At 31.3% G+C, this 9901-nt stretch carries 13 protein-coding genes and 4 pseudogenes; 10 read left to right on the top strand and 7 right to left on the bottom strand.

The annotated features are described in order from the left end of the window. Window positions 1-93: 93 nt before the first annotated feature. Window positions 94-684 (bottom strand): imm11 family protein, encoded by a 591-nt coding sequence (locus tag ACGH80_RS11305; RefSeq protein WP_202115344.1) that lies wholly within the window; start codon window positions 682-684, stop codon window positions 94-96. 111 nt (window positions 685-795) lie between these two features. Here ACGH80_RS11305 and ACGH80_RS11300 point away from each other — a divergent pair. Then, window positions 796-1878 (top strand): annotated as a pseudogene (locus ACGH80_RS11300) (IS3 family transposase). A 4-nt stretch (window positions 1879-1882) separates the two neighbouring features. On the opposite strand, the gene ACGH80_RS11295 reads toward ACGH80_RS11300, so the two are convergent. The 6 genes and pseudogenes from ACGH80_RS11295 to ACGH80_RS11270 all read right to left on the bottom strand — a co-directional run bounded on the left by ACGH80_RS11295 (window position 1883) and on the right by ACGH80_RS11270 (window position 4252). After that, window positions 1883-2044, bottom strand: coding sequence for an NTF2 fold immunity protein (locus ACGH80_RS11295; RefSeq protein WP_174799422.1), 162 nt, complete (start codon window positions 2042-2044; stop codon window positions 1883-1885). Next, a complete protein-coding gene (locus ACGH80_RS11290) occupies window positions 2035-2214 on the bottom strand; it encodes a hypothetical protein (protein WP_411631176.1) in 180 nt (59 codons plus the stop codon). The genes ACGH80_RS11295 and ACGH80_RS11290 overlap by 10 nt, the downstream gene beginning before the upstream one ends. Window positions 2215-2244: 30 nt before the next feature. Next, window positions 2245-2607, bottom strand: a complete 363-nt coding sequence (locus ACGH80_RS11285) for a hypothetical protein (protein ID WP_065609570.1) — start codon at window positions 2605-2607, stop codon at window positions 2245-2247. 229 nt (window positions 2608-2836) lie between these two features. Beyond that, complete coding sequence (locus tag ACGH80_RS11280) at window positions 2837-3181, bottom strand: hypothetical protein (RefSeq protein ID WP_065609572.1); 345 nt, start codon at window positions 3179-3181, stop codon at window positions 2837-2839. A 326-nt stretch (window positions 3182-3507) separates the two neighbouring features. Then, window positions 3508-3761, bottom strand: a pseudogene (locus tag ACGH80_RS11275) (RHS repeat domain-containing protein); the annotation flags it as partial. Window positions 3762-3901: 140 nt separating this feature from the next. After that, the gene (locus ACGH80_RS11270; protein ID WP_085166089.1) at window positions 3902-4252 is read right to left on the bottom strand and encodes a hypothetical protein; all 351 of its coding nucleotides are present in this window, start codon (window positions 4250-4252) and stop codon (window positions 3902-3904) included. Window positions 4253-4662: 410 nt separating this feature from the next. On the opposite strand from ACGH80_RS11270, the pseudogene ACGH80_RS11265 reads away from it, so the two are divergent. The 9 genes and pseudogenes from ACGH80_RS11265 to ACGH80_RS11225 all read left to right on the top strand — a co-directional run. Further along, window positions 4663-4860, top strand: a pseudogene (locus tag ACGH80_RS11265) (integrase core domain-containing protein); the annotation flags it as partial. 104 nt (window positions 4861-4964) lie between these two features. Next, window positions 4965-5393, top strand: a complete 429-nt coding sequence (locus ACGH80_RS11260; RefSeq protein WP_065609576.1) for a hypothetical protein — start codon at window positions 4965-4967, stop codon at window positions 5391-5393. A gap of 440 nt (window positions 5394-5833) precedes the next feature. Beyond that, window positions 5834-6223: an Imm50 family immunity protein gene (locus ACGH80_RS11255; protein ID WP_411631174.1), complete on the top strand. Its 390-nt coding sequence runs from the start codon at window positions 5834-5836 to the stop codon at window positions 6221-6223. 569 nt (window positions 6224-6792) lie between these two features. Further along, window positions 6793-7086 carry a hypothetical protein gene (locus ACGH80_RS11250; protein ID WP_085166087.1) on the top strand — a complete coding sequence of 98 codons (294 nt, stop codon included), beginning with the start codon at window positions 6793-6795 and terminating at the stop codon, window positions 7084-7086. A gap of 631 nt (window positions 7087-7717) precedes the next feature. Next, entirely contained in the window at window positions 7718-8191 is a 474-nt protein-coding gene (locus tag ACGH80_RS11245; protein WP_296318456.1) for a hypothetical protein, read from the top strand. A 74-nt stretch (window positions 8192-8265) separates the two neighbouring features. Continuing rightward, window positions 8266-8394, top strand: a pseudogene (locus ACGH80_RS11240) (helix-turn-helix domain-containing protein); the annotation flags it as partial. Window positions 8395-8555: 161 nt separating this feature from the next. Then, window positions 8556-8921 (top strand): hypothetical protein, encoded by a 366-nt coding sequence (locus ACGH80_RS11235; protein ID WP_411631178.1) that lies wholly within the window; start codon window positions 8556-8558, stop codon window positions 8919-8921. After that, entirely contained in the window at window positions 8911-9066 is a 156-nt protein-coding gene (locus ACGH80_RS11230) for an integrase core domain-containing protein (protein WP_141671754.1), read from the top strand. Before ACGH80_RS11235 ends, ACGH80_RS11230 begins: the two co-directional genes overlap by 11 nt. A gap of 59 nt (window positions 9067-9125) precedes the next feature. After that, complete coding sequence (locus tag ACGH80_RS11225; RefSeq protein ID WP_411579533.1) at window positions 9126-9557, top strand: hypothetical protein; 432 nt, start codon at window positions 9126-9128, stop codon at window positions 9555-9557. Window positions 9558-9901 lie beyond the last annotated feature (344 nt).

The following is a 9901-nucleotide window of genomic DNA, read 5'->3' as shown; positions in this document are numbered from 1 at the left end:
CACTGGCATTTATGTTAATGTGGCTGCCAATGTATTGTTGAGTAATTTATGTACAGCAAAGATCAACAGTCCCTAATCTAATTGAAAATATATTCAACTCGATTCACATATAGTCCGATCTTTATATGTCAAATCAATTTCCTTACAGAATTTAATTCCCTGTAAGCCAGCACTTAAAATAGCCGATTTTACTTTATTATTGATCACAATTAAATTTGGTTGTTCTTTGCATCTAACAATATTATAACCATCAGGTATATCGTCTAATATTACTGTGTATAAAAACATATAAGCAGGATTATTTGGATCGAAATTAGTCAACTGATATTCGCTTTTGTTCATATCACAACAATCTATCTTTATTATGGGATTTATCACACTAAAACCATCAAAAATTTCATTTCCATATATTATTTCGGCATTAAAAAATTCAACTTCTGTTGGCACTACACTTTCAAGAATAGCCCTGAGCTTCAGGCTAACTAACTCAGGTCCAGTAGTAGATAGCATGTGACACTTTTTTAATTTATTAAAACAGGATTTATTCTTAGCTTTATATTTTAAAGTACAATCAAGACCTTTAAGGCTAATCCCCTCATTAAATAGTGAGAAATCCATGGATATATCATGGAGATAATCAAGCATATTGTATGTATTTTCTTCTATTGAAATTATATAGCTCATCTTTTCACCACCTAAATTCAACAAGCATTATTTAACTTTGTAACTATCCCCTAAAATAGTACAGCAAAAAAGTAGAAAATTCTCTATGATAAAAGAAAAGGGGATTTAATTATGAAAAAAATGACTGAACATCAAATCGTGGCTATTTTAAAAGAAGCTGAAGCGGGTATTTCGGTTAAAGAACTGTGCCGTAAATATGGCATGGGTAATTCAACTTTCTATAAATGGCGAGAAAAATACGGCGGAATGGAAACTTCGGATATCAAACGCTTAAAGGAGCTGGAGGCTGAAAACCGCAAGCTTAAGCAGATGTTTGCCGAACTGAGCTTAAAATCTCAGCTTCAGGAAGAAATAATAAAAAAGCTTTAGTGCCCACAAAGGCACGTAAAACGTGGGCACAGCAACTACAACAAAATCATTCAGTTACTATTGCTATGAGTTGTGCCATTGTTGGCTTAAGCCGTTGTGCTTACTATTATCAACCTAAGTTACAGGATGATTCGGTGATTGTTTCGGTGTTGAATGCTATCGTTGACCGGCATTTGCGCTAGGGCTTTCCCAAATGCTTTAATCGTATCAAAAAGCTCGGCGATAAATGGAATCATAAACGGGTGTATCCGGGTGTATTGCCAATTAAAGCTTAATCTCAGGATAAAGCGTAAACAGCGCATTCCTCCACGAAGCCCAGAAAGGCTATTAGTCCCCAATAAACAAGGTGAATGCTGGTCAATGGATTTTATGAGTGATAGTAGCTGTAATCAACGTCGCTTTAGGACATTCAATGTCATCGATGGCTTTAATCGTGAGGCGTTAGAGATTGATATTGCAGTAAGCTTACCAGCGGGAAGAATTACCCGTTACTTAGATAAACTGGCCGAATATCATGGGTATCCATTAAAAATACGGGTCGATAATGGGCCAGAATTTACAGGAAAAACCTTTATAAACTGGGCTAAATCACATGATATAACCATTGATTATATCCAGCCCGGTAGCCCTTATCAAAATGGCTATATTGAACGATTTAATCGTACCTATCGTACTGAAGTACTCGATTTATATCTTTTTAACAACTTAGCACAAGCAAGGAGAATAACCGAAGAATGGTTAACGATTTATAATACCGAAAGACCGCATGAGGCATTAAATAACATGACACCGATTGAGTATAAAACACTAAAACAAGCAGCATGATTTTCTACGTGAGTTGTGTACTAAGTTTGGGATATTTACAAAATTGATCTTCTACCCCATTTTGTTCTTGAGTATAAATAGCTGCTTTATTGCCTTTTAATTCCTTAGTTTTTAATATCTTTTCATCTGGCGAATATTCAGGCGGATTTCCACACCCTAATGAAATTTGCCTACCATATTTTCGTTCTTTTTTTGTACAAAATTTAAATTATTAATCATTTTTAAACGAACATCATTCGATAAATCATTTTTTACTAATGGATAATAATGGACTTCCCAGTGATTCATCGCCATAATAAATTCTTTTGATGTATTTTTTGCATTTTCTAAATTCATTTAGTTTAGTTCTCCTATTTGTTAAATATTTTACTCAACACAATCTTTCCATTTTTCACCTCTAACATAAGCTATTAGTTCATCTGGATTTTGTGGTTCATCAGGAATTTTCAAAATTGAACCATAGCTACAATAACCAATAATTGATGTTTCTATATCACTTAAATAATCAAAAGCAACCGCGGGTATATCATTGTAATCCAAATCAGATAAGTTATCTTTTATATACACAAATGTAAAATTATATATCTTTTTTCTATTCCATTTAAATTGGATTAGTTTTTCGAAAAATTCATCCATTAATTTCTCTGAGTTATCATTCAGATTCCATGATCGCATTATTCTTTTTAAATCTGTAAATGCTTCTTTTTCATCAATAATAAGTTTCGCCATTTATAAGTTAATTCCATTCAATTCGATTAAGTAGCTTTTGATATTCACCAAATTTCATATCATTGGCGGGATAAGTAGCGATGTGCCCTGTGGGTTATAATAATAGTGTAACAGTATGCTCTAGGTATCGTTTTTTTTAATTAGCCGCTAATCTTTGTTATTATTAAATAATTAGTGAATTAATTAATGGATGAGCAAAAGAATTAGAGTAATTTTGCCAAATTTATATTTATGTTCTAAATGTATCATTATTTCGATAATAATTTATTTCATCAATCAGCCATTTATTATCATGCTCAAAGTCTGATTTATTTTGGGTTACATAGTCTAAAGAACCAACCAGCATCCATCCTCTTAAATTTAATCCTTTAACAGCAAGAGGCATTTCCATATCTTCTTCATCAAGATATATCTCATCATCATCTAAATTTTGAATGTAATCCCATGGAATATAATAAAACTCTGTATATTCTGGATTACTATTCCACGAATTTAAATTTGCATAAATCCATTCCCCTTGGTCTAGAAGATTAAGGTTCTTTATTAATTCATATATAGATTTAAAGCTATTCATTGGTATCCTCAAATTTCACTACAATACGAACCACCGCCCCATGAGTTCTTTCCTTCATAAGCCTTTAAGGTGATAATCAAGATATCATAGAGTTATGATCTTTCTTGCCAACTAACTGCAATAAACCACCGACTCTTTCATGATGGTACCATTTAGTTGACCAATCAATCCCAGTCAGTGCTTTTCCTAGGAAAACACCATTTTACCGGATAAAACTATCTCCAAAATTCCTGGATATTTACTTTCAATAGAAGCCTTAAGTTGAAAATCGTTTTATACATATCTTCTGGTAAACTCCCCCACCACAGATCAATTCAAACCACCCCATTAAACGCATACTGATACAGATTAACCCCCTTACAGCAACCCAATCGGATCTAGCTGGGTAAATCAGCCTATATCCGGAGCATAATACTTGAAAGTATTGTAATGTAAACTGGTTTTCCTGTCTAAATATTGTCCCTGATATCTGAGGTTTTGCTCTACTGATTCGTGTTCGATTTCATGAATCAGTTTTTCCCCATAGCTGAAAGCTGCATTCCCACAGTATTTCGCCGTTTGCATCGGTTAGTTCTTCCGGTACTTTCTAGTATTAATGAATAGCCTTTTATTTTGTTAAATATTTATTGACTAAACATTTTTCTTAATAAATTATGATAATAACACCCCTGAATACCAATTCAAGACGTATAAAGATTTAGATCTAATATTGTTTAGATCTTACTTATTTGTATTTTCATCTTTTCTAAGATTTTTTCTAAATTCATCTAGTCCTTCCGAACTCAAATCTTTAATATAGATTAATGTCGCTATGCCAGTTTTATTATTTACTTCTTTTAGCCATTCACAAAAATTATCAAATATAATATCGTCACATTCCTCTTGATATAAAAATCCAGTTTCTGTATGTGAGATCTCTAATTCCTCTAAAGCATCAATAAATTCCTTTTTATTTTTAATGAGCCAACTCATAGGTAGTTTAGTCATAATATCCATTAGCTTTAGTTCATCGTCATAATCTAAATAGGTTGGTTTATTTTTCAAAAAATTGTATAGTATATTCTCGTTCATAAATTAATATCCTGATCCATCTAATAAAATCTGAGCCCCATTATTGTCACTACGAAAAGGTTCCCATATTACATCAGTTCTATGATTCTGCTTATTTAAGGTTTGGTAATACAAGCCATTAGACCATTTGCTAAGTTAGATGTTAGCCATTTGGCTTCCGCGGAAAAATCCGTGCCATGTCCATATATTTGATATCCATCACCCTTATACTTAAATCTAGCTCTTGAGAAACGATTAGGCTCAGTGTAACTATTCCCTAAAATAGTACAGCAAAAAAGTAGAAAATTCTCTATGATAAAAGAAAAGGGGATTTAATTATGAAAAAAATGACTGAACATCAAATCGTGGCTATTTTAGATAAACTGGGCTAAATCACATGATATAACCATTGATTATATCTAGCCCGGTGCCCTTATCAAAATGGCTATATTGAACGATTTAATCGTACCTATCGTACTGAAGTACTCGATTTATATCTTTTTAACAACTTAGCACAAGCAAGGAGAATAACTGAAGCATGGTTAACGATTTATAATACCGAAAGACCGCATGAGGCATTAAATAACATGACACCGATTGAGTATAAAACACTAAAACAAGCAGTTTAATTTTCTACGCGAGTTGTGTACTGCGTTTGGGGTATTTACAAATAAGCTTCGAGATGATATTAAATACTGCATTTCCGGATGCAAACAGTTTAGGAGATAAATATATGACTGAATGGACAGGTGTTATGTATGGCTTTTACACTAATAAGTTGATAGATGATGTATTTTCTTCATTGATCAAAAAAATAGCGTCTATTAATTATAAATATAAACAAGATAGTTTTCGAGATGAAGAATTTCTATTTTTCTATAAAAATGATGAAATGCAAGATTATCACCTTGAGAATGGCTATAATTTGGATATTAATGGTGAAGGTTGTTTTGGAGTTGAGGCAAAAAATACAACGTTGAATGGAATCGCTACACTATTTGAATTTGATAATGATTCTGATTTTGAACCTTATGATATAAATTTGCATTTTGATAATGTATTTTATTATGTACTCGTGTTACCTGAAGCAATTGAAAATTCAAATTTTTGCCAGAATATATATAATTTGTTTATTAATATTCTTAATGAAAAAATAAAATAAATACATATTCAACTGCGGACGCTTTATCCTGATAATCTCGATTCAGCTGTTGGGGTAGGTTAATCTGTATCATTATGTGCCTAATGGGTTGATTTGGTTTGATCTATTTGGTTAAAAAATAAGAAAACATCGTATGATGGTAAAAGTCGAAGAGATGCATTTAGATAGGTAAGCGTGGTGTTGGTATGCCAATCAATCACCATTACACGGTCATCTTTACGAGATAGCAATATTATGATTGCTGGAAATGGTCAGCAATAAAGTGAATGTATTGATAAAAAAAGAAAATCCACCTTCATTCAAGAGTATAGTTTTGGGTACTCTAAAACAGAACAGAGTCATGGTACTGAATCAAATATAATGTTAGACCTTCAAATAATCAGGATACTGGTTATGTTTCTGGAACTCCTGGTCATCATAATTTCTCTAAAGGAATTGATATGTGGTTTGAAAACGCATTAGGCAGAGAAAAAATTCAATTTATGTTTAATAACGAATTTAATTTTCAATCTATTGAATTGAATAGTGTTTCATTTGACAGCTATTCAGAGTTTAAATGTCATTTAAATTGCAAGGAAATCCCCAAAATTTACCCTAAAAAATGGGATAAAGTTGAATTTAATGCATTAAATTTAATTATTACTTTTAATGAGATAGTTCAGTTAAATATGTCTGGTTCAAAAATTGGTTTTTCCTGTTCACCAACCATCAATTCTTTTACTGATTATTCTGAAATAACAGTTCAACATAACAAATTACAACTTTACTGTAAATCAAAGTTTTTAATTATAGAAAGTATAACTCCCTATATAGATGAAAGATGGAATTAAAAATAAAGATGAAATAAATTTTTATTAGCTCGGTGCATCAAAAACATCAAATAGACCGCAAAGGGAATGCAGCTTTCAACTTTGGGATAAAACGGATTCAAGAAATCGAACACGAATCAATTGTACAAAATCAGATATCAGGGACGATATTTAGATAGTGGAAACCAGCTTACATTACAATACTTTCAGGGTATTATGATCTGGGTATAGGTAGATTTACTCAGCCATATCTAGTTGAATTGTTTGTGGCTTGAATCGTGGGGTTTGAGTTGTTTAAAATTCATTCGCGAATAAGAAAGTAATAATCTTGTTAAAGAAGTCGAGATTACAGGAAAATCGCATTAATCAAGTATCGATCATTTAATAGAACAGCTTTTTAAATAATAAAAATCTAGGTATTGGAACCAACGAATTTCTGAAGCTAGAGATCGATATGGGGCATATGTTTATTTTAGAGAAATAAATGATAGTATAATTGAAATATTAGGTTTAGGTAAATCTAACAAGGCTAACCAGCAAACAGTTATCAATGAAGTTTTAAAAGTATTTGGTATAGGAGCTTAAGTATTTTGAATATTAAAATTTTAAAATATGATCAAGATCTTAATCTGGTAAATGATAATGTTGATGTTGAAGTTTTTTTAGACAATGGAAAGCGGTATACTGCAACATTTTTCACTATCGAAAATATAATTTCTATTTTAAATAAGTATAAAGAAACAAAAGAGTGTTGTAATGGCTTATATTTTTGGGCATCAGATATGATTATTGTTGAAAGTTTAAATGACAAAATAATAAATAAAACGATACAGGATTTGATAAAAAATGAAGAATTTCATCATGCTTTTTCATTATTAGAGTAATTAACAAATGTAGAAAAGATCGCATATCTAAATATTCATAGTTTTTATTTCTTTGCTACCTTATTGTAGAAAATCCGCTATTAGTTTTGAAGTATAATGATACAGAAAATAGTATATGAGCCGATACAATATAATTCATATTATCAAGGATAGAATTTAGACAAGTAACTAGTTTATATTACAATACTTTCAGATATTATGCTCCAGATAGGACGCTTTACCCAGTTGGACCTGATTGGTTTAGCTGTGGTGGAATTAACCTGCATCAGTATGCCGCTAATGGATTGACTTGTATTGCTCCGTGGGGTTGGAATTATGTACCTTCAAAAAGAAAGAAACCAGTTAATTTGCCTAGTATGAAAAAGGTTAAAATAGATATGGATCATATTTTTGAACGACATAGTATGCAGGAAAAGTAATATTAATAAGCGGAAAGAAAGATTTATTTCCTAAGAATATGTCTCCAAAACAAATTGAACGTGCTGTCAGAGAAGCATATACTAATATTAACGTCCTTAAATCTCAAGATGAACGAATTGGGACGAGGCACATCTGATAATATGATAATTGAAATTTGGGTAAATAAAGTTACTAAAAAAATTGAAACTGCTTATCCTAAAGGAGTCCTATAATGATTGATTTAATAATTAATCCTGATTCTATTCGTGTATCAAAAAGTGAAGTATCAACTCAAATATTTTCGGAAATATATTTCCAAATCGGAAATATATTTTTTCCAGACAAGAAATGGGATGATTTTACTGTCATTATATTAAATTGGTGGTTAAGAGAAGCTTGTAAAATTAAAAAAAATAATATAGCTAAAAAAAATAATGTAGCCCATTTTAGTTTTATGGATGGACCATTCTATTTTGAGGTTCATTTTGTTGGTGAAACCTGTAATATTAAATTTATAGATAATAGATATGATAAAAAGGAAGTAGTATATAGCGGTAAAATAGAATGCACCTATTTGTTTAACCTATTAAAGAAAAATGCAAATTTATTGATTCGAAATATACCTAGTGAAGCAGAAAAATTAAAAGATGTAATAGAGATAAAAAAAAGTTTAAAATTAATACAAAAACATGTGAAATATTTTTAAATTTAAATTTTTTAATAAAATTTTAGTTGTAGGATTTACTAGCGTTGTTTACAGTAATTTGAGAAACTACTGTAATGAGTATACATAAAAAAACAAAACTAACGGCTTATCACAGACAAGAGATATGGCGCTTATATCATAAAGAAAAAATAACGGTCACTGATTTGGCAAAACGCTTTATGGTCAGTCGGCCTACCATTTATAATGTACTAAGGAAAGCCCGATTGAAGCTTTTTGTGCCTTTAACCAGTAAGAATGAACGTTATAAAACCATTCGTTATGGAATTAAACGTCTGGTTAAAGTCGAAAAATCGATTGAAGATAAATTAAGACGGCAAGCTAAAATAAAACCTATCCGGGAGAAATGCTACACGTTGATACCAAACGTTTACCTTTACTTAAAAATGAAACGAAACAGCGAACTAGAGAATATTTATTTGTCGGTATTGATGATTTTTCACGTGAGCTTTATGCGGGTATTTACCCTGATAAATCCCAATTTAGCGCGGCACAATTTTTACAAAACGATGTGTTAGTCCAGTGTCCTTATATCATCACTACATGTGTTTATTCCGATAATGGACGTGAATATCAAGGCTCCAGCGAGCACTTATTTGTTAAAACGTGTAACAGCCACCGTATTAATCAAAAATTCACCAAACCCGCCTGCCCACAAACGAATGGGAAAGCCGAAAGAGTGATACGAACTTTGAATTGCGATGTGGCATAATCAGCATATATTTAGCGATTCAATAGATAGAAAACAAAAACTGAAACGCTTTATTAATTTTTATAATACCGTTAAACCACATAAAGCGATTTCAGGGAAAACGCCTTATGAGTTTTTAGAGGATTATTTTAACCATGAAGTGTAAACAACTCTGCGTTTTCCTACAAATTAGGTAAAACAAAAACTTTGGAAAGATTAAAAAATATGACTAAAGATGACGCATTAAATTTCTTATTAAGATATCAACCAATGCCTTCTGATAAAGATCTAACTCAAGATATCATTGACAAATATGATGACGTAAGAAAATTTTTTATTAAAAACCCAGATAGAAAAGCAATTGAGTTATTTTTAAGATCTTTTGGTGAAGGTGATGGACGGGGTGTATATCAGCTGGTAGAAGATTTTTTTTATCAATGCTATGATATTGATGTAAAAAAAGAGATCAAAAAAGTTCTTGAAGATATAACCATACCTGACAGTATTAGGTATTGGGTTACACAAATAGCCGCAGTTTTTAGTGATGAAATATTAAGAAATGGTCTTCAAATATCTTTGCAATCTAAAAATATTGATATAAGAGATGCGGCCAAGATAGCAATTAATCAATTAGATGAATATAAAAAGAGAAACTAAACTAATTAGAGGCAGTTTTTTGTGTTTATATATTAATCAATAATGCATTGTTAGTCCGGTACCTTTCATTATTTTCAGTAGCGTTTTCCATTGTTTATCTGTTAACATTGTTCTTGACTTAGTGAACTAAGTTATGTTTGTGTTTGGCGAAATTATTATAATGCTCACTATGCCATTTAAAAAACATCATCAAAGGTAAACACTCTCTAATATACCCCACATAAAATGGAAGGATTGGAGTTTGGGGAAAAAATCTGGTGGAGCTAGGCTGTAAATACCCCAAACTTAGTACACAACTCACGTAGAAAATCATGCTGCTTGTTTTAGTGTTTTATACTCAATCG

Source organism: Gilliamella sp. BG1 (assembly GCF_046635625.1).
GTDB lineage: Bacteria > Pseudomonadota > Gammaproteobacteria > Enterobacterales > Orbaceae > Gilliamella > Gilliamella bombi.
The sequence above is the reverse complement of the archived record's forward strand: the minus strand, read 5'-3'. Positions and strand labels throughout refer to the sequence as shown.